Origin of the sequence: Mesorhizobium sp. ISC11, assembly GCF_037162595.1 — a bacterium.
Taxonomy (GTDB): Bacteria; Pseudomonadota; Alphaproteobacteria; order Rhizobiales; family Rhizobiaceae; genus Mesorhizobium; species Mesorhizobium ciceri.
On sequence record NZ_JAVSPW010000001.1, the window covers coordinates 3509911 to 3535987 of the forward strand.

Sequence of the window (26077 nt, forward strand, 5' to 3'; positions counted from 1 at the left end):
GCTCTACTCGAAAAACCGGTTGGGCGGACGCTTCAGCCCGAGATTCTCGCGCAGTGTCGACCCTTCATATTGCCGCCTGAAGATCCCTCGCCTTTGCAATTCCGGCACCACCTTCTCGGCAAAATCATCGAGCCCGGCGGGCAGGTATGGAAACATGATGTTGAACCCGTCGGAACCCTCGCCGATCAGCCATTCCTCCATCTCGTCGGCGATTGTTTCAGGCGTGCCGACAAAAGCAAGGCCGGAATAGCCGCCCAGCCTTTGCGCAAGCTGCCTGACGGTCAGGTTCTCCTCGCGTGCCAGTTCGATGACGCGCTCGCGGCCACTCTTCGAGGCATTGGTCTCGCGGATTTCGGGCAAGGGCGCGTCGGGATCAAAACCGGACGCGTCATGTCCGATGGCGATCGACAGCGAGGCGATGCCGCTCTCGTAGTAGACGAGACTGTCGAGCTTCGCCCGCCTGGCCTGCGCGTCCTCGACGCTGTCACCGACAACGACAAAGGCGCCGGGCAGGATCTTGATGTCGTCACGCGACCGGCCAAGCCTTTCCGCACGGCCTTTGACGTCGGCGAAGAAGCGCTGCCCCGCCGCGAGATCGGCATGGGCGGCGAAAATGACCTCCGCTGTCTCCGCCGCCAGTTGGCGTCCTGCCTCCGAGGCGCCGGCCTGCACGATGACCGGCCAGCCCTGGATTGGCCGCGCGATGTTGAGTGGGCCGCGCACCGAGAGATGCTCACCCTTGTGGTCGAGCACATGCAGCCTGGCCGGGTCGAAATAGAACCCGCTTTCGGCGTCGCGGATGAAGGCATCGTCGGCAAAGCTGTCCCACAGGCCGGTGACGACATCGTAGAATTCCCGGGCCCGCCGGTAGCGCTCGTCATGCTCGACATGCTCGTCGAGGCCGAAATTGAGCGCCGCATCCGGATTGGACGTGGTGACGATGTTCCAGCCGGCGCGTCCGCCGCTGATATGGTCGAGCGAGGCGAAGCGGCGGGCAACATGATAGGGCGCGTCGAACGTCGTCGATGCGGTGGCGACCAGCCCGATATGGTCGGTGACGGCGGCGAGCGCCGACAAAAGCGTGAACGGCTCGAACGAGGTGACCGTGTGGCTGCGCCGCAGCGCCTCGATCGGCATGTTGAGAACGGCCAGATGGTCGGCCATGAAGAAGGCGTCGAACTTCGCCGCCTCCAAGGTCTGGGCGAAGCGCTTCAGATGCGCGAAATTGAAATTGGCGTCGGCATAGGCGCCCGGATAGCGCCAGGCGCCGGTATGAAGGCTGACGGGGCGCATGAAGGCGCCGAGGTGCAATTGTTTTTGTGTCATGAAAGTCGTTTCGACCGATCGATACAGTCGAGCACTAGCGCTCGAATCCTAAACTCAGGATCGGACGGTCCGCGCAACTCGGGAAGATATCCTGTTCCTCCACACCGGCCTTTTGCAGCATAGGTTTTGCGCTGTCCGGGACCAGGACAAAAAATGGCCGGGCTCGAATGCGGCCCGGCCAAAAGAAGGTTTGAACCTTCAGAGGGGAACACCGTCCAGCGGAATGGGAGGAAACCGCTAAACGATTTTTTTCTTTTTGCGCCTATCTCGAAGCCTTGGCGACGAATGGCATTCCAAAAAACATATGAAACGGCAAAAATTCGTGCAGAGCTGAGCTCACGAGCCCGCCGCTCCGGCCTGGAGAAGATCGGCATAATGGCGGCGTGCCACGTCGGGATGGGAACGCAGTCGGCTTTTGAGCACATTGGTGCCGACATCGCGGAACAAGGGGTTGTCCGGATCGCTTGCCGGCCCGCGCGCTTCGGCCGCCAATTCCTCGGGTAGGGTCAGAAGCGGTATGGTCGCGTCCAGCCGCGCACTGAAGAAGAAGGGAACGGAGATCCGCTCGACGCCGGCAGGCGGCGTCACGACGCGGTGAACGGTGGCACGCAAATACCCATTCGATGCCAGTTCGAGCAGTTCGCCAATGTTGACGACCAGCGTTCCAGGGAGCGGATCCACATTCACCCAGCTTCCGTCATATTCGACCTGCAGGCCCTTGTTGTCGTCCTGCAGCAGCAGGGTCAGGAAGCCGCCATCCTTGTGCGCGCCGACGCCCTGGTCGCCTTCGGTCGCGTCACGGCCGGGATAACGGACGATCTTCATGCGATGGTTGGGCGAGTCCCGATAGATCGCGTCGAAGGCGTCCTCGGGCTGATCGAACGATAGTGCGAAGGCTTTCAGCAGCCGAATGGCCACCGCGGTCGCCTTGGCCTGCCATGCAAGCAGTGCCGGCTTGAGCTCCGGCAGTGCAGACGGCCACTGGTTCGGCCCCTGCAGCCGTGTCCACGGTGCAATTCCAGGTCCCTGCGCTATGGGCTGGCGCTCGACGCCGATGTCGAGTTGCTCACGCCAGTCGGCCGCGCCCTTGGTCAGTTCGCCGCCGGCGCGGGTGTAGCCGCGAAACTGCTGGGATTTGACCATTTCGATGGCCAGCTTGTCGGCCTCCGGCAACGCGAAGAACCGTCGCGAGGCATCGAGCACGTCGTCGATCTCCGGGGCGGAAATTCCGTGGCCGCTGAGATAGAAGAAGCCAACGTCCCGGGCTGCCGTACGCAGGTCCAGGAGAAAGGTACGATACTCGGACGCACCTTGTTCGAGGCGGCTCAGGTCAAGCACCGGCACAATTCTGGGCATGGTCAGCTTCCTTCTTTTCTCTGCCCTGGCTTAGGAGAAGTAGAAGCGACCACCGGCAAGAGCTTCGAGCATGAATGCATCTCAAAGTGACACGCAAGGCGTGCCGATCAAAGCAACAGGAAGTCCAATCCGGGCCGGATGGAAGAACGTCAGCGCTGCATATTATGACCTGTCGGCAAATAATTTCCCAACAAGTGCTTTACCCGCCATGCCTCTCGTGGACCGCACTTTCCAGTGCGACAGCGTATAAGTCGCAGCGGAAGCGCAATCGCGCGTGATCGTCTGTAAATCCCGCCAGCCGACCGGCAGGACGGCTTCAAGCCAGCTCGAACCGCTCGATGGCGCGCATGATGCCGCGCAGCTCGGCGAGGCCCTTCAGCCGGCCGATCAGCGAATAGCCGGGGTTGATCCTGGTCTTGCCGATGTCGTCGGCAAGCAGATGGCCATGGTCTGGTCGCATCGGAATGCGCCAGTCGGCACGGCCTTCCCTGCGACGGCGCGCCTCTTCCTGCATCAGAGCGAGGATAACATGCGCCATGTCGGTGCCGCCTTCGAGATGCTCGGCTTCGTAGAACGAGCCGTCATCCTCGATGGTGATGTTGCGGAGGTGGACAAAGTGGATGCGGTCGGCGAATTCCTTGACCATGGCGACGATGTCATTGTCGGCGCGCGTGCCATAAGAGCCGGTGCAGAACGTCAGGCCGTTGGCGGGGCTGTCGACGGCGTTAAGGATGAAACGCGCATCCTCGGCTGTCGAAACGATGCGTGGCAAGCCATAGAGCGAGAAGGGCGGGTCGTCGGGATGGATGCACATGCGCACCCCCTCCTCTTCGGCCACCGGAATGATCTCGCGCAGGAACCAGGCAAGGTTTTGGCGCAGCTCCTTTGGTCCGATCGCATCGTAGTCCGCCAGGGCCTCGCGAAAACTGTCCCTGTCATAGCTGCGCTCGGTCGCCGGCAGGCCGGCGATCAGGTTGCGTTCGATCCTGTCGATCGCTTCGCTGCTCAATTCCTTCAGCCGCGCTTCCGCTTCGGCGATACGGGCAGCGGTATAGCCGGCTTCGGCATTGACGCGCTTCAGCACGAACAGGTCGTAGGCTGCGAAATCGATGGCGTCGAAACGCAGCGCATAGCCCGTCGTCGGCAGCCGATAGGTGAGATCCGTGCGGGTCCAGTCGACCACCGGCATGAAATTGTAGCAGACCGTCGCAATGCCGGCCTTGGCGAGCGCGCGGATTGAGTCGCGATAGTAGCCGGCGTAGCGCTCGCGTTCCGGCGCGCCGATCTTGAAGGAGTTGTGGACCGGAATGCTCTCGACCACCGACCATGTCAGGCCGGCAGCCTCGATGACACGCTTGCGCTCCAGAATGCTCTCGAGCGGCCAGGCGCGCCCGTCATAGATATCGTGCAAGGCGCTCACCACGCCGGTCGCACCGGCCTGCCTGACATGATCGAGCGTTACCGGGTCGTTTGGTCCATACCAGCGCCAGCACTGTTCCATTGCCGCTTCCTTCTGCGAGAGGATGGCAACCTATTGTTGGACCACAATGGGTGTCAAACTAGGAACCGGTTTCGGACAGCGAATGAAGGAGTTTTCCCAATGAAGGATTTCGACGGCAAGGTTGCCTTGGTGACGGGGACAACCGGGATTGGCCTCGCAACCGCCAGACGCCTCGCTGCAGGGGGCGCCGCGATCATCGCCTGCGGCATCGACCGCGCGGCCAACGCTGCGTTGAAAGCGGAACTGGAAAGCTCCGGAGCCGGGGCGCTGGTGATAGGCGCCGACGTCTCCGTGCCCGATCAGGTTCGCGACGCGGTCGCGGCCGGCGTGGAGCGGTTCGGCGGCCTCGATATCGTCGTCAATTCGGCGGCGGTGCATCCGTACGGAACCGCCGTCAGCACCGATTTCGAGACCTGGAACAAGGCGATGTCGGTCAATGTCGGGTCGATCTATCTGACCGCGCATTTCGGCATCCCGGAAATGGTCCGCAGGGGCGGCGGCGCCATCGTCAACGTCGCTTCGGTGCAGGGCTTTGCCTGCCAGCAAAACGTCGCCGCCTATGCCACCACCAAGGGCGCCATCCACACGCTGACGCGTGCCCTGGCCCTGGACCATGCGCGCTCCGGCATCCGCGTCAATTCCGTCAGCCCCGGCTCGATCCGCACTCCGATCCTGGAGAAGGCCGCCCGCGGCGAGAACGGCACGGACGCCGATGTCGAGGCCGCCTACAAGCGCTTCGGCGAAGCGCACCCCATCGGGCGCATCGGCGAGCCGGAGGAGGTGGCCGAACTTATCGCTTTCCTGTGTTCGTCGAAGGCCGGCTTCTGCACTGGCGCGGACTACAAGATCGATGGCGGCCTGACCGCCGGCATCGGCGTGAAGTAGATCGCGAATGGGGCTTGGCCTTTAGCGGGAGCGGCCGGCATCCGACAATTGGTTTGCCGAATTCTTGCAGATCAATGCTCAAGCAAATCGAGCAGCGAAATTGAGCTTTAGCGAAATTTCGGAAACGCACCGCCATCAGGGGCGTTGGCCCAGCTCTGCAAGGTCTGGCCGCCGTCGATCAGCCAATCCACGCCTGTGACGTGCCTCGCCTCGTCCGAGGCCAGGAAAGCCACGGCGGCCGCGACATCGTCCGGCTGGCCGATGCGGCGCAATGGAATGCGGTCGGCGAAATGCTGGACGCTGCTCTTGAATTCGCCGTCACCGGAAGCCGGCACGCCAAGCGTCGTCTCGATCACGCCGGGGCAAATGGCATTGACGCGTATGCCGTAGGGCGCGGCATCGAGCGCTGCAACCCGCGTCAGGCCGACCACGCCGTGTTTGGAAGCGACATAGCCGGCACCGCCCGAAAGGACGTCCCAACCGGCCATGGATGAGCCCATGTTGACGATCGAGCCACCGGTCCCCGCCTTGATCATCGATTGAAGCGATGCCTGCAGGACGAGGAAGATACCGCGCAGATTGATACGGATGGTCGTATCCCAGTCCTCGACCGGCAGGTCGTGAACGGGAGCGACGACGCCGGAAATGCCGGCATTGTTGAACACCACGTCGAGGCCGCCGAACGTCTCGACGGTCGCCTCGACGGCGCGCCGCACATCCGCTTCATCGGTGACGTCGGCTTCGATGGCAATGGCGTTTTCACCCAGTGAGCGAGCCAGTTGCTGCGCCGCCGCGCCATTGCGATCGACAATGGCGACGCGCGCGCCTTCGTCAAGGAAACGCCGCACCGCCGCGCCGCCGATCGCGCCGGCGCCGCCAGTGACAAGGATCTTCTTCTGGTCGAATCGTTTCATCCCCCGGTCTCCGGCTTTGGATAGGAACGCCATGAATATTGTGGTTCGAAGCCGATCGTTTCGCGCGCATGGACCGTGTCGAGCACGGCGCCAAAGCCGGCGATCGGCCGCGATAGAGCGACATCGGGATAGACCCGGCGCACGAGCGCTTCGGTTTCCTCTTCCATGAAGGTGTCGGCGGCGCTGAGCAGGACGCGCAGATGGCCGTCGCCTTGCCATTCAAGCGCCCGCAGGAAGCCCTGCCCGGCGTCGCGCGCGTCGAGATAGGCCCACAGGTCGCGGGCACTGTCGGCCGTGGCGCGGCGCGGCCCGACGCCCTCGAAAAATGAACCCGGCGTCTGGATCCACGGCATGCGAATACTGACCGCCGAAAAGGCGCCGCGGCGCACCGCCGCGTCGACGATTTCCTCGCCCAGCCATTTCGACAGGCCGTACGGGTCCTGCGCGCCGACCGGGTGGTCCAGGTCGACCGGCAGATAGGGCGGCCGCACAGGTTTTTCGAAAAAGGGATAGCCGAAAACGCTGAAGGATGAGGCATAGATGAAGCGCCTAGCGCCGGCCATGGCGGCTGCCTCGACCACATTGTAGGCGGTCGCGATGTTGGTCTTGAACACCTCGCCGCCGGCCCGGCCGGTCGGCCGCGGAATGGCCGCGACATGCACAACGGCATCGCAATCGCGCACCAGCTGCAGTGTCGATCCCAGATCGGTCAAATCGGCGGTTGCGTGGCGCCATGCGACCTCACCCGGCACCACGGCATCGACACCAAGCACATCGTGGCCGGCCGCAACCAGAGCCTCGGCCACATGGCGGCCAAGCAGGCCGCTGGCTCCGGTGACGATGGTTTTCATATCTCGGCCTCGGCTCCGCAATTCAGCGGCTTGAATATCATTGATGGTCATACAAATCGAGCACATGCCTGACAAGCGTTGTCAAGGCCATTTCGCGATGGGCAAATAGCGCATACGCTTGTCGGAGCGCGGTGCGCAAGGCCGACCAGCACGCTTTGCGTCGAACGGGATTGACTTGGCATCCACTAGGGTTTTTTGTATGAGCATCAACGATCGGTCAAAGGAGCTCGCCATGTCCGTGGACAGTTTTTCCTCACATCGGCACGATGATGCGGTGCGCCTCGATCCACGCCGTGCGGCCGTTATCGTCATCGATATGGTCAATGAGTTCTGCAAGCCCGGCGGGGCCATGGTCCTGCCTGGGTACGAGACGCTGGTCGCGCCGCAACTGGCCGTGATCGAGGCCGCGCGCGCCGCCGGCGTGCCGGTGATCTGGGTCCATGACAGCCACCGGCCGGGCATGCGACGCGAGCGCGAATGGCTGAAGCGCACACCGCATTGCCTGGATGGAAGCTGGGGGCCGGAGATCATCGAGGATCTCGGCGCCCGCGATGATGAGATCCATGTCATCAAGCGGCGCTACTCGGCCTTCTTTCAAACCGACCTGGACCTGACGCTGAAAGACATGCAGGTCGATCAGTTGGTCATTTTCGGCGTGGTCACCAACATCTGCGTGCGCTCGACCGTCCATGATGCCTTTTTCCAGGGCTATGAGGTGGTGGTGCCAAGCGATTGCTGCGCGGCAACGGGACCACGCGAGCAGGAAAGCTCGCTCTACGACATAGCGACCCATTTCGGCGTGGTCAGCGATTCGGCTGATGTCGTCGCAGCCCTCCGCGACGGGACGTCGCTTCAACCAGCGGAGGTCGCGGCTTGAGCTTTTCCAAACCGGCGACATCCGAGACAGCGGCGATAGGAGTCCGGTGTGACGACTGAAAAGAAACCGCAATCCGAAAAAGGCGCGACCTCGAAAACGCCGAGCGGCGATGCACCCCCGAGCCGCGAGCAAGTGCTGCAGCAATACGCCGAGACCGGCTATGAACTGGACCGTCACCCGGCGCACGTCATCCGCCGGGCGCATCAGCGCGCGACACTGCGCTTCCAGCAGGTCATGGCCGGCGAAGACCTTTCGCCAACGCAATTCGCGGCGCTCGCCACGATCCTCAAGCATGGCGAAGTCTCGCAGAACCATCTCGGCCGGCTGACGGCGATGGACCCGTCGACCATCAGCATCGTCATGCGCAAACTGCTCAAACACGGGCTGATCACGCGCAGCGCCTCCGAAACCGACCAACGCCTGACGATGATCGCGCTGACCAGCAAAGGGACCGACTATACGCTGGAGCGGCTCGAACGCAGCGTCGAGGTCGGGCGGCGGTTCCTGTCGCCGCTCTCCCCGGCTGAGCAGGCGACGCTGCTTCGCCTGCTCCAGCGCATCAATGACGACGACCCAACGAATGGCGACGGCGGCAAATAAGCCGCGTCCAGTCCTTTTTTCCATAACAGCAAAAGTGAGAACCGATGTCGTCCGACTTCCAGTCGTCTGCCAACACGCTCGTCGTCCGCAATATCGGTCTCATGCTGAGTGGCGATCTCGCACAACCGATCATCGACGCCGATACCATTGTCGTGAGCGATGGACGCATATCAGGCATTGGCAAGGCAGGCGACATTGATGGCGGCAGCGCGGCGACGATCATCGATGCGATGGGCTGCGCGGTCGCGCCGGGTCTTATCGACAACCACGCCCATCCGGTGGCCGGCGACTGGACGCCCCGGCAGAACCAGATCGGCTGGATGGATTCGACCGTGCATGGCGGCGTCACCACGATCATTTCGGCTGGCGAGGTCCACACACCGGGCCGACCGCGCGATCTTGTCGGGCTGAAGGCGCTGGCGATCGCTGCCCAACGCACCTTCTCCAACTTCCGTCCGAACGGCATGAAGATCCTGGCCGGGGCACCGATCCTGGAACCCGGCCTTACCGAGGAAGACTTCCGCAGTCTCGCCGAGGCCGGCGTGACGCTTGTCGGCGAAGTCGGGCTTGGCGGCGTCAAGGATGGGCCGACCGGCCGGAAGATGATCGCCTGGGCGCGCAAATACGGCATGACCTCGATGACCCACACAGGCGGCCCGTCGCTGCCCGGCTCCGGCCGCATCGGCGCGGATGTCGTGCTGGAGGTCGACGCCGACATCGTCGCCCACGTCAATGGCGGGCCAACCGCCCTGCCCGAGGCGGAAATACGGCAGATCTGCGAGAAGGGCTCGAGGGCGCTTGAGATCGTCCACAACGGCAATCTGCGCACCGGACTGTTCGTGCTCGACCTGGCAAGGCAGCGCGGCGAACTTTCGCGCGTCATCCTGGGCACGGACAGCCCGGCCGGATCCGGCGTGCAGCCGCTCGGTATCCTGCGGACCCTGACCATGCTGGCTTCGCTTGGTGGTATCGCGCCGGAAGTGGCGTTCTGTTTTGCCAGCGGCAACACGGTGCGCGTGCGCGGACTGGATGATCGCGGCATCATCGAGGTCGGGCGCGCCGCCGACCTGATCTTCATGGATCAAGCGATCGGCGGTGCCGGCGACGGGCTGCTCGACAGCGTGGCGCTCGGCAATCTTCCAGGCATTGGCATGGTCGTGATCGACGGCGAGGTGCGGACAGGCCGCAGCCGCAACACCCCGCCGGCGATACGGGTGCCGGAAATCGTCCCCAGTTGACGACGTTCAGGGTATGTTGAGGTTCAGGTCGCGACGAGCCGTTATATGCGCGAAGTTTTTGCTGCCTCGGCCAGCTCGGCCATCAGCTTGCTAGCGGAACGCAGTTTTTCTTTGCCCAAGCGACTGGACAGTTCCGCTTTAGCCAAGTTCCACAACGGGAGCGCATCGACGACAAGCTTGCGCCCAGATATCGTTAGGCCAATCTGCTTTCCCAAGCGGCCGCGTCCGCCCTTTGAATGAACCAAAAGTTGCCCTTCCAAGTTCTGAAGATTTCGGCTCAGGGTCGTCGGGTCGACTCCCGCGCTGTTCGCAAGATCGACGAGTGTCGTTCCCTCAACCGCTCCGATGCCCACGAGGAGGCTGAACTGCTCGGCCGTCAGCCCGAGCGGTTTGAAGCAGGCGTTGTAATAGCGCGTGACCGCACGCGCCGTCGCACGAGCCTGAAAGCCCGGACACTCCGCCGCGACGCCTTTCAACGTTTCCGGATCAAAACCGCTCACGTCCGCCCTCTAGACAATTTCATCCTCGGATAATAGTGTATATGCATTATTAGGAGAATTCCATGCCAGCGTACGTGCATATCAATCTGCGCATCATCGACGCCGCCAAACAGGCGGCTGTCGCTCCGCGCTTTCAAGCGGCTCTGCAAGAGGCCGGCGGGCGCATCTTACATTTCGGCCCTGTTGCGCAGGTTCTTGAGGGCGAGGACGTGCCGCTCCCGATGGCCGGCGTATTTGAATTTGCAACCCTCGCCCAAGCGCTGGCGTTCTACAATTCCGAGAGATACGCGCCGATCAAGGCCGAGCGTCGGGAAGCCCAAGAGGCACGGATGTTCATAGTCGAAACCGGCTGAACTCCGGTTCTATTTCTTCGACTTTTTTGTGTGTCGCAAATATCTTTATTTCTCAGAACCGGAGCGCAGCGTACTTTCGGGTACGCGAGCACGGGAAGCGCAGGAAATCAACGTTTGCAGGCCGGCATCGCCTGAATGTCGGTTATCCTAGCTGACGCCGTCCTTGCCGACGACCTTGTCTTTGGTCAGTCCGCCGACGCGCGGGTGCGGCCTGCCGGAATCGGTGACGGCGATAGCGACGACGATCTCGTCGGCACGCGGTGCGTCGGGAACACGAACCTCCATGCCGTCGAAATGGCTGCGCACCCGCGCCGCGTCCTTGTGGCCGAGCGGAATATCGAGCGGCACGCCGAGGCCGCCGCGCTTCTTCGATGAGGGAATGAGCGCGGCGCCCTTGCCGAGCACATCGCGGAACGGGGCGCCGAGCTTTGGATGAAGGATGGCGGCGGCATGTTCGAGCTCGCCATCGGCGCCGACGGCGGCCGCCTTGCCGAAGCTCTCGACCCGGTTGCCGGCAATGCCCAGAGCAGCGACGGCGCGCTTGGGCAAGATTTCGCCCAACGCTTCGCCGACGGCGCTGAGTGCCGACAGATCCTCGACGTAGGTACCCGCATAGGGGTTGCGGATGACCGCGATGGCTGCGGCACGCCGCGTCGGCGGATCGACGGGCCGCCCGCCTTCGATCCGGGTTTCCTCGACGATGGTGATGATACGGCGGATTTCCGGGCTCATCGCAGTCCGTCCTCACCCTTGATGTCGGCGGCGGCAAGGCCGCCGACCCGTGCATGAACGCGTGCGCCGGTGGTCATCGCCAGGATGACCGCCATTTCATCGCTGCGCGGCGCATCGGCAATGCCGATCTCGATTGCATCGAAATGGCTGCGCACATAGGAGGCGTTTATGTGCGTGATCGGGATGTCGATGCGCGTTCCGGGGCCGCCGACTTTCTTGGTCGAAGGCACGATCGCCTTGGCATTGCCGAGCAGTTCGCGCATCGCGTAGCCGCCCGGATTGTGCCAGAGCGCGCCATGTTCAAGCTCGCCGGCGGCGCCGACTATGGCACCCTTGCCATAACCTTCGATGGCCTGGCCGCCCTCACCAATGGCGTCGATCAGGCGCCGAGCCATATCGAGACCGAGCGGCTTCAGGTCTTCCATGAAGCCGGTGATCTCTTCGACATAGCGTCCGGCAAAAGGGTTGGCGATGACCGCGACGATCGCGCCTCGCTTGAGCGGGCGTGCCGCGTGGGGTCCGCCCTCATGGAATATCTCTTCGATCTGAACCAGAAATTTCCTGACCACCACAGCCGGCATTGTTCTCTTCCTTCATCCCGTCGTTCATAAAACTCGTTAGAGTATCAACAATTATGCCTATCGACATTTGTCAAGCACAGACGTCGGGCAAGCGGGCGAAGGGCCAAGAAAACTGCATCGGATGACGATTGACAGCCTGTTAAGCCGCTCCTAAACTCATATGACCATCAACGAACTCGCCGTTGTCCCGGCGATGTGTGGGGGATGGTCAAAGCGTGGCTTCAAAAGCTGAGAAAAGCTGAAGGGGAATGACATGAAAAGGGCGCTCAAGAGTTTATTCCTGGCCGGCACGATGCTTGCCATTTCGTTCGGACCGGCCGCCGCACAGGCCAAGGTTTCCGTGGCCGCCATCTCGGGATACTTTGCACAGGGTTTTGGCGTTTCGATCGTCAACGGCCTCAACAAGGCCAAGACCGATTTCGGCATCGATCTCAAGCTGGTCGACACCGGCAATCGCGCGCTCGACTACCAGCAGCAGTTCGAGAATCTTGCCAAGGGCAAACAGTACGACCTGATCTTCGTGATGGGCTGGGAGCTGGTGGACTCGCTGCAAAAGGTCAGCGCCGAATATCCTGACCAACGCTTCGTGTTCATCGATGGCGTCCTCGACAACCCCAAGATGATCTACGCCAATTTCGCCGAGGAGCAGGGATCCTTCGTCGCCGGCGCGCTTGCTGGCATGATCGAAGCCAAGGGCACCGCCTTCGACAAGATCGGCGACGGCAAGGCCATCGGCTTTGTCGGCGGCCGCGATATCCCGGTGATCCGCAACTTCCTGGGCGGCTACGAGCAAGGCGCCAAATATGCCGCGCCCGACGTCAAGGTGAACTCCGTCTTCGCCGGAACCTTCGACGACCCGGCCAAGGGAAGCGAACTTGCCCAGGCGCTTTACGGCCAAGGCTCCGACATTGTCTACAACGTCGCCGGCCCGACGGGTGAAGGCGTGATGCAGGCAAGTGCCGCGGTCGACAAATATTCGATCGGCGTCGACATCGACATGTGCGGCTCGGCCCCCGGAAATGTGCTCGCCAGCATGCTGAAGCGCGGCGACATCGCCGTCTATACGCTGATCAAGGACGAGGTCGAGGGCCGCAAGATCACCGCCGGCACCCGCACTTTCGACCTCGCCTCGGGCGGTGTCGAGGTCAAGGTCTGCGATGACATCGCCGCCAAGATCCCGGCAGAGATGACCGCCAAGCTCGACGAGATCAAAAAGGGCATCGTCGACGGCAAGATCGTGATCGCCAAGGCGAAATAAGCCAACACCAGCGCCTCCCTCCCAAGAAAGCGCTAGACTGATCCGCCGCGGCTTGCCGCGGCGGATCAGTGTCCAATCTGCGAGAGCCATGTTGTCGAACACGCCGGGGTCGCCGACCCTCCACAGCAATGCCGCGATGGCCGTCGAGTTGACTGGCATCACCAAGCGTTTTGGCGCATTCGTCGCCAATGACGGCATCGATCTTGCGGTCCGCCGCGGCGAGATCCACGCCATCATCGGCGAGAACGGTGCCGGCAAGACGACGCTGATGAACATCCTGTTCGGCCTCTTGCAGCCGGACGAAGGCTCGATCCGGCTGAACGGTGAAGAGATCGTGATCGCCGACCCGTCCGTGGCGATAAAGGCCGGCCTCGGCATGGTTCACCAGCATTTCAAGCTGGTTCCCTCGCTCTCGGTTGCCGACAACGTCTTTCTCGGCATGGAAATCCGTCGCCATGGACTGATCGACCACGCTGCGCAGGTGGCGCGAACGCGCGACCTGTCGAAGCGCTTCGGCCTGCAGGTCGATCCGACCGAGCGCGTCGGGTTGCTCTCGGTCGGCATAGAACAGCGCATCGAAATCCTGAAGGTCCTGGTGCGCGGCGCGCGCACCATCATCCTCGATGAACCGACCGCCGTGCTGACGCCGCAGGAGAGCCGTGAACTGTTCCAGACGTTGCGCAGCTTCGTGGCCGAAGGCATGACGGTGATCTTCATTTCGCACCACCTGGAAGAGGTGATGGAAGTGTCCGACACGGTGACGGTGCTGCGCAACGGCAGGAAGGTGGCGACCCGGCCGACGGCCGAGCTCAGCAAGGACGAGTTGGTGCACATGATGGTCGGCCGCGAAGTGAGCTTCGACCGCCGGCCGCGCGCTTCGCTGCACGGCGACGTAGTGCTCGAAGTGAAGGATCTGTGGGCGCGCGACGATCGCCTGCTGCCGGCTCTTCGCGATGCCAGTTTCACGGTCCGCTCCGGCGAGGTGGTGGGAATCGCGGGTGTGGCCGGCAATGGACAGACGGAGCTGGCGGAAGTGCTTTCGGGCCTGCGGCCGGCAAGCCATGGCGGGGCCTGGCTGAAGGGCCAGAATCTCACCGATCTCTCGCCCGCCGCGATCCGCCAGGCAGGCCTCGCCCATGTTCCAGGCGACCGCATGGTACGCGGGGTCGATCGCAACGCTTCGATAGCGGCCAACACCCTGATGGGCCGCCAGCATCGCGCACCATGGAGTCGTGGCGGCATGCTCAACTGGAATGCCATAAATCAAAACGCCGAAACGCTGATCAAGAGCTTCGATATTCGCGCGCGCGGACCGAGCGATGCGGTCAAGCGGCTTTCGGGCGGAAACATTCAGAAGGTCGTTCTGGCACGCGAATTCACCAATGGCGCCGATTTCCTGCTGATCGACCAGCCGACGCGCGGCGTCGACATCGGCGCCCAGGAGGCCATTCATGACGAGATCATGCGCCAGCGCGCCGCCGGCCGCGCGATCCTGCTGATTTCCGTGCAACTCGACGAACTGGCCGCCCTTGCCGACCGCATCCTGGTGATGTTCAACGGGCGGATCATGGGCGAGGTCTCTGGCGATGACGCCGACGAGGAGCGCATCGGCATGATGATGGCAGGCGTGGCCGCGCCGGAATTCGCCGCGGAGACCGCATCATGAAAGACCATTTGCATGCCGTTTCCGGCCAGGTCATCGCCATCGGCGTGGCACTGCTGATGGGCGCGATCATCATCCTCATGGTCGGCGAAAGCCCGGTGCGTGTGTTCATGACACTGTTGCGCGGCGCCTTCGGCGATCAGGAGAAGATTGCCGGGACCTTGCTGCAGACGACGCCGATCCTGATCTGCGGTGTCGCTGCCTGCATCGGCTTGCGCGGCGGCATGTTCAACGTCGGCATCGAGGGCCAGCTGTTCCTCGGCGGCTTCGCCGCCGCCTGGGTCGGCTTTGCCATGCCCCTGCCCGCGGGCATTCACACGCTGGCAGCACTGGCGCTGGCGGTCGTGGCGGGCGCGGCCTGGGTCGCCATCCCCGCCTATTTCCGCGCCCGCTACAACACCAACGAGGTCGTCTCGACGATCCTGTCGAACTACGTGGCGGTGCTGCTCACATCCTATTTCACCATCTTCCTGTTCAAGCGGCCGGGCGGCTGGTCGGAGACGCCGCCGATCCTGGCGACATCCTATCTGCCGGAGATCTTCGCCTTCTCGCGGTTGAACTGGGGCCTGGTCATTGGCCTGGTGCTGGCGGTCGGCGCGGCCCTTGTCTTCCGCTACACCAAATGGGGTTACGGCGTCACGATGGTCGGCTCGGCGCCGAAATTCGCCGAATATGGCGGCGTCAACGTGAAACGGCAGGGTTTCCTGGTCCTGCTGCTTTCAGGGGCCGTCGGCGGGCTGGCCGGCGGCGTCGAGACGCTCGGCGTCCATCACCGCTTCATGGAAGGATTTGCTCCCGGTTTCGGCTTCGACGGGCTGATCGCTGCCCTGCTCGCCAATGGCTCGCCGGTCGCCACCATCTTCACCGCACTGTTCTTCGGTGCCCTGCGCAACGGATCGCTGCTGCTCGAGGTCGACACCAGCGCGTCGCGCGAGATCATCACCGTGATCCAGGCGCTGATCATCCTCAGCGTGTCGGCCCAGGTGCTGGTGAGAAAGCGCGGCGACAGCCAGGCAGGGGAGCGGCGATGGAAATTCTAGACAAGCTCATCAACGTCGCGCTGATCGCGGCGACGCTTCGCACCACCGCGCCCATCCTTCTGGTCGCGCTTGGCGGCTCGTTCACCACCAAGGCCGGCATCTTCAACATCGGCCTCGAGGGGCAGATGCTGGTCGGCGCCTTCTTCGCCGTCCTCGGTTCGATCTGGACCGGTTCCGCACTGGCGGGCGTCGCCTGCGGCGTTGCGGCGGCGCTCGTCTTCGCCCTGGTTTTTGCTGTCCTGGTGGTGAGCTTCAAGGCCAATGAAGTGGTCGTCGGGCTGGCGCTCAACATCCTGGCCGGCGGCATGACGATCTCGCTGATGAAAGCGATCTTCGGCACGCGCGGTTCGATCGTCGGTCACGGCATCGTCGGCCTGCCGAAAGTCCAGCTGCCCGGCGCCCGCGACCTTCTCGGCTCCTGGGCGCCGCTGATCTCCGGCTTCACGCCGCTCGTCTATGCCGCCTTCATCGCCGTGCCGCTGCTGGTCGTCTGCTACAACAGGACGCGGCTCGGCCTCTATATCCGCGTGGTCGGCGAAAAGCCGGAAGCCGCCGAGGCGCTTGGCATCTCGATCACCCGCGTCCGCTACATCGCATCCCTGCTGTGCGGATTGCTGGCGGGCCTCGCCGGCGCGCATCTGTCCCTCGGCTACATCACCATGTTCACCGAAAACATGTCGTCGGGCCGTGGTTTCATGGCGGTGGCGATCCTGATCTTTTCCAACGGCGATCCGCTGAAGGTGCTGGCCGGCTGCCTGCTGTTCGGCTTCGCCGATGCCTTTTCGTTGCGCCTGCAGACGTTTGGCTATCCGTCCTACCTGGTTCTCACCGTCCCCTATGTCGTCGCGCTGATCGCATTGTTCGCGCTGTCCTACCGGGCGCGCCCGAGGATCATCGCGGAGACGCTGGAATCGATGCGGAAACTGCTGTCGGTAGACAGGAACACCGAACCCGGCGGCAAAAATCCCCAGTGAAGGAAGCCTTTATGGAACGCATAATCCTCGACGTGGATTCAGCCGGCGACGATATTCTCGCCGTGCTGTTTGCAGCGGTCAATCCCAAACTCCGGCTCGAGGGTGTCACCACCGTGACCGGTGCGGCCGGCCCGATCGAACAGGTCACCAACGTCGTCCTCAACACGCTGACGCTCGCCGGGCGTGACGACATCCCGGTTCACGCCGGTGCGTGGCGGCCGATCGTCGGCAACGCCAAGGCCGACATGGAGGCGCCGGTGCATTTCGAAAAACGGCTCGTCGCCCGCTTCGGCGATCGCCTGAAGAAGTTCAACCCGCCGGCGCCGACGCCGGTGCGGCAGGCCACGTCGGGACATGCGGTCGATTTCATAATCGAGACGGTCATGCCCAATCCGGGCGAGATCACGCTGGTGACGACCGGCCCGCTGACCAACGCGGCGATGGCGCTGTTGCAGGAGCCGCGATTGACCGGTGCACTCAAGCGGCTGATCGTGCTCGGTGGCAATTTCCAGACGCCGGGCAACATCACACCCCTGTCGGAGTACAACATCTGGGCCGATCCGGAGGCTTCGCGCATCGTGCTCAACGCCGATGTCGAGAAGATCCTCGTCCCCCTCGACATCTGCGAGGACAACCGCGTCGCCGACTCGATGCTGACGCGCGACGACATCGCCGACATGCAGGCCGTCGCCAGGGACAATCCCGTCCTTGAGATGATCGCCGACAGCTTCCCGATCTACATCGACATCTGGCGCGAATTCTTCGACCTCGTCGGGTTCCCGATGGATGACGTGATCACCGTGGCGCTGGCTTTCGATCCCGGCCTGGCGACGATGACCGAGCCGCTGTTCGCCGACGTCGTGCTCGACGGCAGGCTGGCGCGCGGCCAGACCGTCGCCTATCGCGGCCGGCAATTGCTGCCCGGCGGCGGGCCCAAGACCACCCGCATCTGCACCGGCCTGGACGGGCGGCGTTTCCTCGACGGCTTCAAGAAAACCATAGCGCGCTACGAGCGGGCGGCGTGAAAGACGACATGATGACCAAGCCAACTCCTATCCTGTTCGACTGCGACCCCGGCCACGACGACGCCATCGCGCTGGTCATGGCGCATCGCTCGCCGGCCATCGAACTCATCGGCGTCACCACGACCTGCGGCAATGCGGAGGTCGAGAAGACGACCGCCAACGCCTTGCGCATCCTGGAGTATATCGGCGCCGGCGACGTGCCTGTCGCGCAGGGCTGTCACCGTCCGCTGGCGCGCCCGCTGGTGCTCGGCACCGCCGACGGCCCGAGCGGCCTCGAGGGCTCGCCCTACCTGCCGCAGGCGACGATCAAGCCGGTCGACCAGCATGCCGTCGATTTCCTGGCCGACAAACTGCGCGCCGCGCCCGAACCGATCCTGGTCGTCGCCACCGGCCCGCTCAGCAATATCGGCCTGATGATCCTCAAGCATCGCGACGTGCTGCCCAAGATCAAGGAACTGATCTGGATGGGCGGCGTGTTCTACCGCAAGAGCGAGATCATCACGCCGACCGAATTCAACGCGTTCTGCGACCCCGAAGCGCTGAAGATCGTGCTGGACAGCGGCGTGCCGATCCTGATGGTCGGCCTCGACGTCACCATGCAGGTGCTGATCGAGGCGCCGCAATATGCCGAACTCGCGACCATCGACACGCCGCTCGGCCGGCTCGTCAACGACTGGCTGCTGTTCTACGAGAAGCTGCACCGCAACTCGATGGGCGTCGGCGGCGCCATGCACGATCCGCTGGCGCTGGCGCTGGCCATCGACCCGACATTGGTGCGCACGCGCCCTGCCCATATCGGCGTCGACCTGTCCGGCACCTACGCCTTCGGCGCGACCATCGCCGATTACTGGGGCGAGCGCGGTGAAAAGGACAATGCCCGCATCGCCCATGAGGTCGACGCGGACCGCTTCTTCAAGCTGATGTTCGATCTGCTGCGGGACTGAACGGAGCGCGGGCGGCGCCGGCAGCGTTTCAGGATAGGAATTTTTTCTTGACTAGCTGCACTCAGCTATGGTACATTTTTGCCTATGGTGCTGATTTGCGCCAATGACCCGCCGCACAGGCGGGTTTTTCGTTTGCTCTGTCAGCCAACGCGCCGGCGATCGCGCTTAGTCTTACCAGAGCCGAGAGACGCCACGGAAGCAGAAATCCTGCTGCCGTACCTCTTCGTCATCGGAATAGAGCGGGAAACAGCATAGGGGTTACAAGTTTGTAGGCGGCATACTCGGGGAAAGCTGCCTGCAAAACCTTCTCCTCATTGACCAGCCGCCGATATTGGAAGGTGAGAGCAATTGCGCAAATTGCAACTGTTCCCCATGTAGGATTACGTAAAAGAATGCCGATCAGGACAATCGCTTCGCAGGCGTAGAGAGGATGGCGCACAAACCGATATGGCCCTGCTGTGACAAGCCGCCTAGCTTGGGCGACGATGCTGAACGACCTGCCAAGCCACCAAAGGCACCATATGCAAAGCGTAAAACCGCCGAGGATGATTAGGTCCGCGAAAAGTTTAAGCTGCGGAAGGATTTCGACACGAGGGACGACAATCAAAGTCACCGTCGCAAAGCACCCGAGCAGCGCTGCGATTCGGGGTTCAATTCCCTGCGCTGTCTTCATCGGCGGAAGACGCGTCACGGTTGAAACAGCCATGAGCGCCAGAAATCCGAGAGAGGCAACGTCCGCCGCAAAGTCGATGCTGGACGCCGTCGTCCATACAATATGACGCAGAGCCAGTATCAGAGCCCCCACCTTTATGGCCGCGCCGAACGCGAAGTAAAATGTCAGCGTTGCGCGGCCAATAAAGTCACGCATCGCTAGCGACGGCAGCAAGCGCATAGATCGTCGAAGAATACCGTTCTGAACACTTTCCGGCTGCGCCTCAGAGCAAACGGATACGCGATCCCTTTCAAAATTGGAAATGTCCATTTTGCACCCCACCAATAAGGTTCAATCCAAGCATTTTGCCGGCGCTAGGGCAAGATATTGGTTTTCAGAAGGTTAATATGCCTATCAAATCTTCTTCTAAATCGACCGAGTGGTTCTATGAATCACGCCATTTGGTTTTATAGACCGCCAGGGGCCATAAGACTGCTTACGATCTGCAATGCGATAGTACATATCGACGCTAGGGAAATCGGCACTCCGAACGGCACTACACCTTTGCGGTCTAAATGCTGAGTATATACACGGAAGGCTCCTTCCGGCAGTAACGTTGGGTTTTTCACGACCAGCACCGTGACGAGAGCAAAAAATAGCAGCAGTATCGAAAACATGACCAGCCAGCCGCCGCCGATCAGAAAAGGCACAGTCGCCATCAGCTTGACATCACCGGCGCCAATCCTGCGCAGCGCCCAGAAAGGGAAGAGTGCGACAAACAGCAGAAGTCCGGCAAGGGCGCTCAGCCCTATGTCCCACCACGATCCCGACCGCAGCGACATTAGCAGCAGCGACCCCGCCCCTAAGCACAGCAGTAGCAGCACGTCGCGATTGGCTATCTCCTGCGTGGTGAAGTCGAGCCACGCAATCCTAGCCAGAAGAGGAACGGCAAGCGCCATTAGCAATAGCGATTCGACAAGCAGCATGCTAGCGCTCGATATTCTGCACGCTTGACGACAGCAGCTTCAGATTGTTGGCGACGGTCGGATCATTGGGCGCCAGTTCGTAAGCCTTGAGGAAGTTCGAGCGGGCATCCTGCAGCTTGCCGCGCAGCAGGTAGGAATAGCCGACATTGTTGTAATATTCGGGCGTCGCGCCGACCAGCTTGAAGGCACGGGCATAGGCCCGGTCGGACAGGTCGAAGCGATGGATCCGATCGGTGCAGGCGGCCAGTCCCATCCAGGCGTTGCCATCATTGGGCGCCAGTTGCGTCGCCTTGAAGAACAGCGCGCCGGCATTGCCGTAATTTTCGGCACGGAACTGGTTCTTGGCTTCGGCAACGGCCTGGTCCGAGGCATAGTATTCGACGTCGCTGACCGTCTTCAGCCCGTCGAAAGCATCGCCAAAAGACGTTACGTCGCCTTTCGACGGCTCGTTCGTGCGTACGACACCGTCGGTTGTGTCCGTCTGGCAGCCGGCAAGCACCGCCATGAGCAGACAGGCTGCGGCCGCGATAACCCTCTTCATCAATGTGTCCCCTTGGGGTCCCCGACTCACATTAGGACCAAATCATAGACCAAACTAGAAGAAAACGCCTTTCATTCGGATGACAACAGGCAACATCACAATCATCATCACCACCGGAAAGATGCAAAGGCCCAACGGAATCATCATCTTGACCGGAAGAGCGTTGGCGATCTCCTCCGCGCGAAGGATTCTCTGACTGCGCATTTCGTCGCTATAGACGCGCAAAGCGTCCGTCAGGCTGGTGCCGAGTTCCTCCGATTGCCGAAACAACACCGCCAGGGATCTCGCCTCTTCGAGTCCAATTCGGTCCGCGAGTTCGCGCAGCGCATCGCGCAACGGCTTGCCGGCGCGTAGTTGCAAATTCATGATCGCCAGCTGAATCCCGAGCCATTTGTGAGTAGCGGCAAGTTCGGACCCGACGCGCTCGACCGCCGCCTCAAGGCTCATGCCGGCGTCGGCGCACGTGATCATCATGTCCATGAAATCGGGAAAGCCACGGCGATAGGTCTGCTTCTGCCCATTCTCAAATCGGTCGAGAGCGATGCTTGGTATGACTATGCAGGCCAGCCCGAACACCGCAGCGATCGCAAAGGCTATGACTCCCGGCACCTCAGACGGCAGTATCCGCGACAGAATCGCGTATGTCACCGCAAAGCCAATGCAGACCGTGCCCAGGCGCGACAAAGTGTAAATCGCCGGCGCGGTTGATTGATAGAAGCCGGCGCGGAAAAGCTTTGCGTCCAGGGCGCTGGGTTCGTCCCGTTCCTTCTCTATCGACCGAAAATATGCCTCGACTGGACGCTGCGCGGAAATCTTGGCCAGTTGTTCCTGGCCCACCAGCGAGCGACGGCTGGCAATTCCCTCGGCCAATAGGCTTTGCGCAACCAGTTTCCGTGTCTGCATAGCCGGCAAGATTATTAACGCACCGAACAGGAAAAGCGCCATCGCCGCCATGAAAACTGCAACTGAGATTAGCAGCCCTGAATTCTGAAGGCTTGCAAAAACGGTCATCGGCGCGCCTCCTCAGAAATCGAAATTGACCATTCGAAACATGATGAAATCGCCAAAAAGCGCCAATATTCCGAATATCAGGAATACTGGGGTAATCAGCGGGCTACCCCAAATATCTCCGTAATAGCTAGGGGCAACTAAAAGAAGTATTCCGAACATAATAAGAGGAAATAGGGAGATTATCCACGCCGATGCTCGGCCCTCTGCCGAAAGCGCCTTGATCTTCAGCCTCAATTTCTGCCGTTCTCGGAGCGAAGACGAAAGATTCGATAACATCTCGGTCAGGTTACCGCCGGTCTTGGCTTGAATGGAGAGTGATATGGTAAGCAAATGGAGACCGTCGAAACCGACGCGTTGCGAGAGTTTGCGCACGGCCTGTTCAAGGCTGAGACCAAAGGTGATTTCGTCGGAGACGATGCCGAATTCGGTGCCGAGCGGGTCGGGCATCTCACGAGCCACAAGTCCGATAGCCACCGATGTCGGATGACCGGCACGCAACGAACGCACGATCATGTCGAGTGCATTAGGAAGTTGGGCGGCAAACTTCTGGATTCGCTTGTTCCGCGCACGTCGTAAAACGAGAAGTGGCAGGCCAAAGCCGATTAACAAAAAGGCAAAGATAGCAACCGTAATCGAAAAGTTCAGAAGCAATGACATTGCCAAGGCCACCACCAGACCAGCCAGCAAAAACACGGCTGCGAATGCCAGCGGGTTACCTGTTATGCCGGATTGCGTGTAGAGCCGGTTGAGCGCGACGGCGCCAAAGATGTAGTCGCCAGTCGCCGTTAGGCCACGCTCCTGCAGCAGCCCCTGCAACATCTGTTCAGCTGGGGCCTCCTCTCTCAAGCGCTTGATGCGTCGGTTGACGGTGGTGACGCGGGCGCGCCGCCCCGAAAATGACAGGTAGAGCGATTCCGCAGCAAGGATGGCCGCGGCCGCGGCCAGCACATAGATGAAGTAGAGTAAGGTCTGTCCGGTCGGCATCAGAGTGGGACCTGCGGATTGAAGGCATCCTTGGCGAACTGATGCCCAAGGGTGGCCGCTTCCTGGGCGAAGCGCGGTCGAATACCGGTGGCGCGAAACTCGCCTATAACGTTTCCATCAGCGCCGACATCACGGCGAACGAAGTGATAGATTTCCTGAAGTTGGACGACATTGCCTTCCATTCCGGTGAGCTCCGATATGGATGTCACGCGCCTGCCTCCATCCGAAAGACGCTGCGTCTGCACGACGATGTCAATGGCCGACGCAATCTGCGCCCGGATAGAATCGTTACTCATCGGCATGCCGGCCATGCCGACCATCTGCTCCAGCCTCGAGATCGCATCACGCGGCGTGTTGGCATGGATGGTTGTCATCGAACCTTCATGGCCGGTGTTCATCGCCTGCAGCATGTCGAAAGCTTCCTCGCCACGGACTTCGCCAACGATGATGCGATCCGGCCGCATGCGCAGCGCGTTCTTCAGCAATTCACGCTGGCGCACCTCGCCTTTCCCCTCGACATTCGGCGGGCGCGTCTCCAGACGGCCGACATGCGGCTGCTGCAGCTGCAGTTCCGCTGCATCCTCGATAGTGATCAGCCGCTCCCTGGAGGGGATGTAGCTCGACAGCGCATTGAGCAAGGTGGTCTTGCCGCTGCCTGTGCCACCCGAAACCAGAATCGACTTGCGTGATTGCACGGCGATGCGCAGGAGATCGACCATCGGCTGCCGGATGGAATTGAATGCCATCAGGCGCTCGAGCGAATAGGGATTCTTTGAGAATTTGCGGATCGATACCAGAGGCCCATCCACGGAGATCGGGCGCACCGCGATATTGACGCGTGAGCCGTCACCTAGCCGCGCATCGACCATGGGCGCCGATTCATCGACGCGCCTGCCGATCGCCGACACGATCTTGTTGATGACGCGCATAAGGTGGGCCTCGTCGCGAAAACGGATCGCCGTTTCCTCGATGACGCCGCGCCGCTCAATGAAAACGCGCTTGTGGGTATTGATCAATATGTCGGCAATCGAATCATCCTTGAGGAGCGGCTCGATTGGCCCCAAGCCGAGCATCTCGTCGGCGGTGTCGCTCGTCAGTTGGTCGAGTTCGCGAGCATTCAGCGGGACATTGCGATTGCGAACGAACTCCCGCACGATGGGGCGGATTTCGTTCAAGATTTCGTCCTTGGACGCTGTTTCGAGGACGGCGAGGTTGAAGCGGTCGATCAAATGACGGTGGAGATCGACCTTGAGCGTCAGAAAATCATCGCCATGCGATTCAACGTCAGCGGCAGGCGAAAGAGCCGGAGCAACAGGCTGCACCGCCAGCTGCTCGGTCTTTGGCGCTGCCTGCTGTTCGCTTGGCCCTTTGATGAACCGCCCCAGCATAATTGCTTATACTCCCCTCGGATACGCATTAGCGGAAACTAAACGTTAACCAACGAACGCACAAGCGCCTGGGTGCCCGGCGCACAGCCATTACTTTCAGCATAGTTAAGATCAAAGCCCACAAATCCCTTGTTTATTTGATGCAAGGGGCATGCGGGTTCCCCGAATTTATCCGCGGCTCTCGGGCTCATCCGGCCGCGCCGCGAAAATGAGCAGAACTGCCGCTTAAGTCCTTAGATATAAAGGGATATGCAGTTTCGCTAATACTTCCATGGTTTCGCCACACGAGCGGCCAAATTGTGAACGAATGGTTAAGGTCAATCAAAAAATGAAAAGAATCAATCCCTTGCCAAGATTTGGCTTTGCAATATTCTTGCCGAATCACGTATATGAAAGTTAAGGAACCCTTAATGTCGTTTGACTCTGCATTTTCTCGGGACCTAGGATCGAGATGACGGGGGATGCTTGGGTATGGATTTCATCCTTTGCTCTGTCTCGTCGGGTTCCAACCTCCAAAGGGAGAAATTGACATGAAGAAGCTCATGACGATGACCCGGCAGTTCCGCGACGACGAAAACGGCGCTGCCATGGTCGAATACTCGATCCTGATCGGTCTGATCAGCGCTGCGGCAATCGCGGCAATTGTTCTGGTCGGCGGTTATGTGACCACCTCTTGGGGCACGCTGACCACAGCGCTCAACCTGGGCTAAGTCAAAAGTTTGGGCCCGGCTCGTCCGGGCCCAAAGCTCTGCAAGGGCGGGCGACGAGCGTTTGCCCGGGGAACGAGGGGCTAGGGTCATGCGTGCCAACACAGTCATCATGGTGTTTCTCGCCGGCGTGTTCGGCGTTCTTGCGGTTGTGCTCGCCAACATCTGGCTTGCCAATCAGCGAAACGCGATGGCTCAAACAGGTGACGTCCCGCGCGATACAGTCGTGGTGGCTACGGTAGCGCTGAAGTTCGGCGACACGCTGTCAGCCGACAAACTGCGCCAAGTTGCATGGCCATCCGGCGCGGTTCCGGCGGGGGCTTTCAAGACGATAGACGAACTATTAACGAAAGACCTTCCGGTTGGAGGAGGCACCAAGCAAGCGCTCCAGGCGATCGGCATCAACGAACCTGTCCTCGCCACGAAGATCACGGGCCCGGGCCAGCGCGCCACGCTTTCGGCGGTGCTTGGCGAGGGCATGAAGGCTGTTTCCATCCGGGTAAACGACGTGCTCGGCGTCGCAGGTTTCGTCTTCCCGGGTGACCGGGTCGATGTGCTGCTTACGCGAACGGTGCGGAGCGAAGATGGTGCGGATCAGAGTTTTGTCGACGTGCTGCTGCAGAGCATGAAGGTGCTCGCCGTCGACCAGGTAGCCGATGAGAGCAAAGACAGTCCGACCGTCGTCAAGTCGGTGACGGTAGAGGCCAGCACCAAAGATGCGCAGAAGCTTACGCTTGCAGCGGGAGCCGGCCAATTGTCGCTGGCGTTGCGCCAAGCCGCTGCCAGCAAGGGTGAAACGACCGAACGCGTGACGCTTTCCGACCTGACTGGCGAAATGCCGGCTGACGTTGCCAAGAGGCAAGCCGAACTGGACAAGCAAGCAGCGACCGACGCTGCGGCCGCAGCCGAACGTCAGCGTGCGGAAGACGAGCGCAAGCGTGCCGACGACAAGATTGCGGGCTTGGCACAGGCCGTGGACCGGGTGGGAAGCAAGCTGGACGATCTGAGCAAAATCAAGCCGGCTCCTGCCATAGCATCCGCGGCAGAAGTCCGGGAAGTCGTCAAATACGTGCAGCCCGAGCCGCCGACACGGGCAACCGTCGGCGTTTTTCGGGGCGTGAAGTTCGAGACATATGACGTGCCACGACAACCATGATAAGCTGCAGCTAATAATAAAAACGGAGCCGTAA

The 26077-nt window shown here is 61.5% G+C and carries 27 protein-coding genes; 13 read left to right on the plus strand and 14 right to left on the minus strand.

The features are described from left to right. Nucleotides 1-3: 3 nt before the first annotated feature. The 3 genes from RPF88_RS17260 to uxuA form a co-directional block, all read right to left on the minus strand. Nucleotides 4-1326, minus strand: coding sequence for an LLM class flavin-dependent oxidoreductase (locus RPF88_RS17260; RefSeq protein ID WP_064994640.1), 1323 nt, complete (start codon nucleotides 1324-1326; stop codon nucleotides 4-6). A 336-nt stretch (nucleotides 1327-1662) separates the two neighbouring features. Next, on the minus strand, nucleotides 1663-2682 hold the full coding sequence (locus RPF88_RS17265) for an isopenicillin N synthase family dioxygenase (RefSeq protein WP_337122700.1): 1020 nt from the start codon (nucleotides 2680-2682) through the stop codon (nucleotides 1663-1665). Nucleotides 2683-2998: 316 nt separating this feature from the next. Then, nucleotides 2999-4183, minus strand: coding sequence for a mannonate dehydratase (gene uxuA / locus RPF88_RS17270; protein WP_127366561.1), 1185 nt, complete (start codon nucleotides 4181-4183; stop codon nucleotides 2999-3001). A 99-nt stretch (nucleotides 4184-4282) separates the two neighbouring features. Here uxuA and RPF88_RS17275 point away from each other — a divergent pair, with 99 nt between their 5' ends. Further along, nucleotides 4283-5068 carry an SDR family NAD(P)-dependent oxidoreductase gene (locus RPF88_RS17275; protein ID WP_013530311.1) on the plus strand — a complete coding sequence of 262 codons (786 nt, stop codon included), beginning with the start codon at nucleotides 4283-4285 and terminating at the stop codon, nucleotides 5066-5068. Between the two features lie 107 nt (nucleotides 5069-5175). Here the strand turns inward: RPF88_RS17275 and RPF88_RS17280 are convergent, their stop codons facing one another. Together RPF88_RS17280 and RPF88_RS17285 are read right to left on the minus strand one after the other, a co-directional pair. Next, complete coding sequence (locus RPF88_RS17280) at nucleotides 5176-5982, minus strand: SDR family NAD(P)-dependent oxidoreductase (RefSeq protein ID WP_337122702.1); 807 nt, start codon at nucleotides 5980-5982, stop codon at nucleotides 5176-5178. Next, nucleotides 5979-6833 (minus strand): NAD-dependent epimerase/dehydratase family protein, encoded by an 855-nt coding sequence (locus RPF88_RS17285; RefSeq protein ID WP_024502293.1) that lies wholly within the window; start codon nucleotides 6831-6833, stop codon nucleotides 5979-5981. Before RPF88_RS17285 ends, RPF88_RS17280 begins: the two co-directional genes overlap by 4 nt. A gap of 232 nt (nucleotides 6834-7065) precedes the next feature. Here RPF88_RS17285 and RPF88_RS17290 point away from each other — a divergent pair, with 232 nt between their 5' ends. Genes RPF88_RS17290 through RPF88_RS17300 form a run of 3 tightly spaced genes read left to right on the plus strand, consistent with a single transcriptional unit; the run spans nucleotide 7066 to nucleotide 9548 of the window. Then, nucleotides 7066-7710: a cysteine hydrolase family protein gene (locus RPF88_RS17290; RefSeq protein WP_063173769.1), complete on the plus strand. Its 645-nt coding sequence runs from the start codon at nucleotides 7066-7068 to the stop codon at nucleotides 7708-7710. Between the two features lie 48 nt (nucleotides 7711-7758). After that, complete coding sequence (locus RPF88_RS17295; protein ID WP_024502291.1) at nucleotides 7759-8310, plus strand: MarR family winged helix-turn-helix transcriptional regulator; 552 nt, start codon at nucleotides 7759-7761, stop codon at nucleotides 8308-8310. 44 nt (nucleotides 8311-8354) lie between these two features. Further along, complete coding sequence (locus tag RPF88_RS17300) at nucleotides 8355-9548, plus strand: amidohydrolase family protein (protein ID WP_337122704.1); 1194 nt, start codon at nucleotides 8355-8357, stop codon at nucleotides 9546-9548. A 41-nt stretch (nucleotides 9549-9589) separates the two neighbouring features. Here the strand turns inward: RPF88_RS17300 and RPF88_RS17305 are convergent, their stop codons facing one another. Further along, nucleotides 9590-10048, minus strand: coding sequence for a MarR family winged helix-turn-helix transcriptional regulator (locus RPF88_RS17305; RefSeq protein WP_027162241.1), 459 nt, complete (start codon nucleotides 10046-10048; stop codon nucleotides 9590-9592). A gap of 74 nt (nucleotides 10049-10122) precedes the next feature. Between RPF88_RS17305 and RPF88_RS17310 the strand changes: the two genes are divergently transcribed. Next, nucleotides 10123-10401: a DUF1330 domain-containing protein gene (locus tag RPF88_RS17310; protein ID WP_337122706.1), complete on the plus strand. Its 279-nt coding sequence runs from the start codon at nucleotides 10123-10125 to the stop codon at nucleotides 10399-10401. Nucleotides 10402-10548: 147 nt separating this feature from the next. Here the strand turns inward: RPF88_RS17310 and RPF88_RS17315 are convergent, their stop codons facing one another. Together RPF88_RS17315 and RPF88_RS17320 are read right to left on the minus strand one after the other, a co-directional pair. Continuing rightward, complete coding sequence (locus RPF88_RS17315) at nucleotides 10549-11133, minus strand: amino acid synthesis family protein (protein ID WP_224675460.1); 585 nt, start codon at nucleotides 11131-11133, stop codon at nucleotides 10549-10551. Further along, complete coding sequence (locus tag RPF88_RS17320; protein WP_337122707.1) at nucleotides 11130-11714, minus strand: amino acid synthesis family protein; 585 nt, start codon at nucleotides 11712-11714, stop codon at nucleotides 11130-11132. The genes RPF88_RS17315 and RPF88_RS17320 overlap by 4 nt, the downstream gene beginning before the upstream one ends. Nucleotides 11715-11967: 253 nt before the next feature. On the opposite strand from RPF88_RS17320, the gene RPF88_RS17325 reads away from it, so the two are divergent. The 6 genes from RPF88_RS17325 to RPF88_RS17350 all read left to right on the plus strand — a co-directional run bounded on the left by RPF88_RS17325 (nucleotide 11968) and on the right by RPF88_RS17350 (nucleotide 18618). After that, nucleotides 11968-12972 carry a BMP family lipoprotein gene (locus tag RPF88_RS17325; RefSeq protein ID WP_013530296.1) on the plus strand — a complete coding sequence of 335 codons (1005 nt, stop codon included), beginning with the start codon at nucleotides 11968-11970 and terminating at the stop codon, nucleotides 12970-12972. An 88-nt stretch (nucleotides 12973-13060) separates the two neighbouring features. Continuing rightward, a complete protein-coding gene (locus RPF88_RS17330) occupies nucleotides 13061-14638 on the plus strand; it encodes an ABC transporter ATP-binding protein (RefSeq protein ID WP_064994631.1) in 1578 nt (525 codons plus the stop codon). Beyond that, on the plus strand, nucleotides 14635-15675 hold the full coding sequence (locus tag RPF88_RS17335) for an ABC transporter permease (protein ID WP_027162245.1): 1041 nt from the start codon (nucleotides 14635-14637) through the stop codon (nucleotides 15673-15675). The genes RPF88_RS17330 and RPF88_RS17335 overlap by 4 nt, the downstream gene beginning before the upstream one ends. Continuing rightward, complete coding sequence (locus RPF88_RS17340; protein WP_013530293.1) at nucleotides 15663-16649, plus strand: ABC transporter permease; 987 nt, start codon at nucleotides 15663-15665, stop codon at nucleotides 16647-16649. Before RPF88_RS17335 ends, RPF88_RS17340 begins: the two co-directional genes overlap by 13 nt. Nucleotides 16650-16660: 11 nt before the next feature. Beyond that, nucleotides 16661-17674 carry a nucleoside hydrolase gene (locus tag RPF88_RS17345; protein WP_127366108.1) on the plus strand — a complete coding sequence of 338 codons (1014 nt, stop codon included), beginning with the start codon at nucleotides 16661-16663 and terminating at the stop codon, nucleotides 17672-17674. Continuing rightward, nucleotides 17671-18618, plus strand: coding sequence for a nucleoside hydrolase (locus RPF88_RS17350; RefSeq protein ID WP_164778282.1), 948 nt, complete (start codon nucleotides 17671-17673; stop codon nucleotides 18616-18618). Before RPF88_RS17345 ends, RPF88_RS17350 begins: the two co-directional genes overlap by 4 nt. 226 nt (nucleotides 18619-18844) lie before the next feature. Here RPF88_RS17350 and RPF88_RS17355 read toward each other — a convergent pair whose 3' ends face one another. The 6 genes from RPF88_RS17355 to RPF88_RS17380 all read right to left on the minus strand — a co-directional run bounded on the left by RPF88_RS17355 (nucleotide 18845) and on the right by RPF88_RS17380 (nucleotide 24180). Beyond that, the gene (locus tag RPF88_RS17355; RefSeq protein WP_337122708.1) at nucleotides 18845-19600 is read right to left on the minus strand and encodes a methyltransferase family protein; all 756 of its coding nucleotides are present in this window, start codon (nucleotides 19598-19600) and stop codon (nucleotides 18845-18847) included. Between the two features lie 137 nt (nucleotides 19601-19737). Then, nucleotides 19738-20256 (minus strand): prepilin peptidase, encoded by a 519-nt coding sequence (locus RPF88_RS17360; RefSeq protein WP_337122709.1) that lies wholly within the window; start codon nucleotides 20254-20256, stop codon nucleotides 19738-19740. 1 nt (nucleotide 20257) lies between these two features. Next, complete coding sequence (locus tag RPF88_RS17365; protein WP_337122710.1) at nucleotides 20258-20797, minus strand: tetratricopeptide repeat protein; 540 nt, start codon at nucleotides 20795-20797, stop codon at nucleotides 20258-20260. Between the two features lie 54 nt (nucleotides 20798-20851). Continuing rightward, entirely contained in the window at nucleotides 20852-21808 is a 957-nt protein-coding gene (locus RPF88_RS17370; RefSeq protein ID WP_337122711.1) for a type II secretion system F family protein, read from the minus strand. A gap of 12 nt (nucleotides 21809-21820) precedes the next feature. Then, on the minus strand, nucleotides 21821-22792 hold the full coding sequence (locus RPF88_RS17375) for a type II secretion system F family protein (RefSeq protein WP_337122712.1): 972 nt from the start codon (nucleotides 22790-22792) through the stop codon (nucleotides 21821-21823). After that, nucleotides 22792-24180 (minus strand): CpaF family protein, encoded by a 1389-nt coding sequence (locus RPF88_RS17380; RefSeq protein WP_337122713.1) that lies wholly within the window; start codon nucleotides 24178-24180, stop codon nucleotides 22792-22794. The genes RPF88_RS17375 and RPF88_RS17380 overlap by 1 nt, the downstream gene beginning before the upstream one ends. 530 nt (nucleotides 24181-24710) lie before the next feature. Between RPF88_RS17380 and RPF88_RS17385 the strand changes: the two genes are divergently transcribed. Together RPF88_RS17385 and cpaB are read left to right on the plus strand one after the other, a co-directional pair. Then, the gene (locus RPF88_RS17385) at nucleotides 24711-24890 is read left to right on the plus strand and encodes a Flp family type IVb pilin (RefSeq protein WP_337122714.1); all 180 of its coding nucleotides are present in this window, start codon (nucleotides 24711-24713) and stop codon (nucleotides 24888-24890) included. An 88-nt stretch (nucleotides 24891-24978) separates the two neighbouring features. Further along, nucleotides 24979-26043 carry a Flp pilus assembly protein CpaB gene (gene cpaB, locus RPF88_RS17390; protein WP_337123880.1) on the plus strand — a complete coding sequence of 355 codons (1065 nt, stop codon included), beginning with the start codon at nucleotides 24979-24981 and terminating at the stop codon, nucleotides 26041-26043. Nucleotides 26044-26077 lie beyond the last annotated feature (34 nt).

Excerpts from the sequence above, each read along its gene's own strand:
- RPF88_RS17260 (WP_064994640.1), bottom strand. The coding sequence starts at position 1,326 with ATGACACAAAAACAATTGCACCTCGGCGCCTTCATGCGCCCCGTCAGC.
- RPF88_RS17265 (WP_337122700.1), bottom strand. The coding sequence starts at position 2,682 with ATGCCCAGAATTGTGCCGGTGCTTGACCTGAGCCGCCTCGAACAAGGT.
- uxuA (WP_127366561.1), bottom strand. The coding sequence starts at position 4,183 with ATGGAACAGTGCTGGCGCTGGTATGGACCAAACGACCCGGTAACGCTC.
- RPF88_RS17275 (WP_013530311.1), top strand. The coding sequence starts at position 4,283 with ATGAAGGATTTCGACGGCAAGGTTGCCTTGGTGACGGGGACAACCGGG.
- RPF88_RS17280 (WP_337122702.1), bottom strand. The coding sequence starts at position 5,982 with ATGAAACGATTCGACCAGAAGAAGATCCTTGTCACTGGCGGCGCCGGC.
- RPF88_RS17285 (WP_024502293.1), bottom strand. The coding sequence starts at position 6,833 with ATGAAAACCATCGTCACCGGAGCCAGCGGCCTGCTTGGCCGCCATGTG.
- RPF88_RS17290 (WP_063173769.1), top strand. The coding sequence starts at position 7,066 with ATGTCCGTGGACAGTTTTTCCTCACATCGGCACGATGATGCGGTGCGC.
- RPF88_RS17300 (WP_337122704.1), top strand. The coding sequence starts at position 8,355 with ATGTCGTCCGACTTCCAGTCGTCTGCCAACACGCTCGTCGTCCGCAAT.
- RPF88_RS17315 (WP_224675460.1), bottom strand. The coding sequence starts at position 11,133 with ATGAGCCCGGAAATCCGCCGTATCATCACCATCGTCGAGGAAACCCGG.
- RPF88_RS17320 (WP_337122707.1), bottom strand. The coding sequence starts at position 11,714 with ATGCCGGCTGTGGTGGTCAGGAAATTTCTGGTTCAGATCGAAGAGATA.
- RPF88_RS17325 (WP_013530296.1), top strand. The coding sequence starts at position 11,968 with ATGAAAAGGGCGCTCAAGAGTTTATTCCTGGCCGGCACGATGCTTGCC.
- RPF88_RS17330 (WP_064994631.1), top strand. The coding sequence starts at position 13,061 with ATGTTGTCGAACACGCCGGGGTCGCCGACCCTCCACAGCAATGCCGCG.
- RPF88_RS17335 (WP_027162245.1), top strand. The coding sequence starts at position 14,635 with ATGAAAGACCATTTGCATGCCGTTTCCGGCCAGGTCATCGCCATCGGC.
- RPF88_RS17340 (WP_013530293.1), top strand. The coding sequence starts at position 15,663 with ATGGAAATTCTAGACAAGCTCATCAACGTCGCGCTGATCGCGGCGACG.
- RPF88_RS17345 (WP_127366108.1), top strand. The coding sequence starts at position 16,661 with ATGGAACGCATAATCCTCGACGTGGATTCAGCCGGCGACGATATTCTC.
- RPF88_RS17355 (WP_337122708.1), bottom strand. The coding sequence starts at position 19,600 with ATGGACATTTCCAATTTTGAAAGGGATCGCGTATCCGTTTGCTCTGAG.
- RPF88_RS17360 (WP_337122709.1), bottom strand. The coding sequence starts at position 20,256 with ATGCTGCTTGTCGAATCGCTATTGCTAATGGCGCTTGCCGTTCCTCTT.
- RPF88_RS17365 (WP_337122710.1), bottom strand. The coding sequence starts at position 20,797 with ATGAAGAGGGTTATCGCGGCCGCAGCCTGTCTGCTCATGGCGGTGCTT.
- RPF88_RS17370 (WP_337122711.1), bottom strand. The coding sequence starts at position 21,808 with ATGACCGTTTTTGCAAGCCTTCAGAATTCAGGGCTGCTAATCTCAGTT.
- RPF88_RS17375 (WP_337122712.1), bottom strand. The coding sequence starts at position 22,792 with ATGCCGACCGGACAGACCTTACTCTACTTCATCTATGTGCTGGCCGCG.
- RPF88_RS17380 (WP_337122713.1), bottom strand. The coding sequence starts at position 24,180 with ATGCTGGGGCGGTTCATCAAAGGGCCAAGCGAACAGCAGGCAGCGCCA.
- RPF88_RS17385 (WP_337122714.1), top strand. The coding sequence starts at position 24,711 with ATGAAGAAGCTCATGACGATGACCCGGCAGTTCCGCGACGACGAAAAC.
- cpaB (WP_337123880.1), top strand. The coding sequence starts at position 24,979 with ATGCGTGCCAACACAGTCATCATGGTGTTTCTCGCCGGCGTGTTCGGC.